Origin of the sequence: Wolbachia endosymbiont of Drosophila bocki, assembly GCF_028982005.1 — a bacterium.
In the GTDB taxonomy this organism is placed as follows: domain Bacteria; phylum Pseudomonadota; class Alphaproteobacteria; order Rickettsiales; family Anaplasmataceae; genus Wolbachia; species Wolbachia pipientis.
Genome location: NZ_JAPQLG010000161.1, coordinates 4,571 through 6,410, shown reverse-complemented (window position 1 = coordinate 6,410; position 1,840 = coordinate 4,571). Strand labels below are relative to the sequence as shown.

Here is a 1,840-nt window from a genome sequence, read left to right as displayed (position 1 = left end):
ATCTGTACAGAGAAGATAAATAAATAGCTTCAGTTTCATGATAAGGGGGCTGGCGAGGTTTGTCAAGGAAGTTTTTTCGTTTCTGTTATATGGTTATGCAAGAAGTCTATTGTATGTTTACACTCTGCATTAAAGCTTTTAGTTAAGAGCATATCCATCCACCGCCGATAACTTGCTCATCTTTATACGCTACACAGGCTTGACCTGGACTGATGCCAAAGTAATCGTCGTTTAAAATGACACAGGCTTTATTTTTTTCATCAGTTGAATGTATTGTTGCTAAACTTCCCGCATGTGATGATCTCAGCTTCACAGTTACTTCCATACCTTCCTTTGGTTGTTCTAACCAATTTAACTCTTTGATCAATATTTTTTTTTGCATTAATGCGTTGATCGGACCTACTATAACCTCATTATTCTCTGTATTAATTTTTATCACGTAAAGAGGTTCATTGTGTGCGATACCCAAGCCCTTTCTTTGCCCCACTGTAAAATTTACTATGCCACTGTGCTCGCCTAGCACTTTTCCATTCACATCCACAATTCTGCCTTTCTGTACGGATTGTGGAGCTAATTTAGCTATTGTTTTACTATAGCTTTCGGAAACAAAGCATATATCTTGACTGTCTGGCTTTTCAGAAATTTGTAAACTGAAATATTTTGCTAATTTTCTTATATCACTTTTATAGAACCCACCTAGCGGAAATCGCAAAAGCTTTAACTGCTCTTGAGTTGTAGCAAACAAAAAATAACTTTGATCTTTACTTTTATCAATACTTCTGCACAACTTTACCTCACCATTTTTTTCTAACCTTCTCACGTAATGTCCTGTTACGAGCACATCCGCACCAAGATTTTTTGTAACTTGCAATAGATCACGAAATTTTACCGTTTGGTTACATCTCACGCATGGTATGGGAGTTTCCCCACGCATATAGGTACTCGCAAAATCCTCTATTACTTCCTTTTTGAATATTTCCTCATAGTTTAAAATATAGTGAGGAAAGCCAACACTTTCAGCTACACGCTTAGCGTCATAAATATCCTGTCCAGCGCAGCATGCACCCTTTCTTGCGTTAGCATTACCGTCAGTGCCATAGAGTTGAAGAGTCACACCTATCACCTGGTACCCAAGGTTATGTAGCAGTGCTGCAGCAACCGAGCTATCAACTCCCCCGGACATTGCAACAACAGCCTTAGTCTGGTGCGGAGTTTTATCTTTTAGCAGAGGTTCAATTTCAAATTCTTTTAGCATAATCGCCTTAATTTATAAGCACAAACTTGGTGTCATGCAAGTAGCTGACACTGGAATCTAGTTTCTATTACACAATTTCATCGAAACAGCATGCTTGTTTATAGTCAATTTTTCTGATCCCAGTGTTGGCTACTTGGATGACATCTTTATGCTTGAGGTAAAATTTGCTATAAAATTCGATAAACTACCTTCAAAAATAATTTAATCTTGCTTGAATAAAACATGGCCAAAATAATCCATGTTTTCAAGCACTTTTCCACTACCTAAGGCAACACAACAAAGCGGGTCATCTGCAACACGAACCGGTAATTTTGTTGTTTCACTGATAACTTTACCTAGATTACGTAATAATCCACCACCACCGGATAAAACTATTCCTCTATCGACTATATCAGAAGAAAGTTCAGGTGGAGTGCTCTCCAGCGCAGTCTTAATAGCAGAAATTATCTGATGTACAGGCTCTATTAAACTCTCTGCAACTTGGTATTCTGATAAAAGCATTTCTTTTGGCATGCCACTCACTAAATCCCTGCCTTTAATTATCATTCCCTCTTTGTTATTTTCACCTGGCAGACTGGCTGAACC

At 38.1% G+C, this 1,840-nt stretch carries 2 protein-coding genes; both read right to left on the bottom strand.

Translation table 11 applies throughout. The annotated features are described in order from the left end of the window. Positions 1–142: 142 nt before the first annotated feature. Positions 143–1,255 carry a tRNA 2-thiouridine(34) synthase MnmA gene (mnmA, locus tag OZD61_RS03795; protein WP_274979915.1) on the bottom strand — a complete coding sequence of 371 codons (1,113 nt, stop codon included), beginning with the start codon at positions 1,253–1,255 and terminating at the stop codon, positions 143–145. Positions 1,256–1,456: 201 nt separating this feature from the next. After that, positions 1,457–1,840 (bottom strand): rod shape-determining protein (locus OZD61_RS03790; protein ID WP_274979914.1); only part of this gene is annotated, 384 nt, incomplete at its 5' end.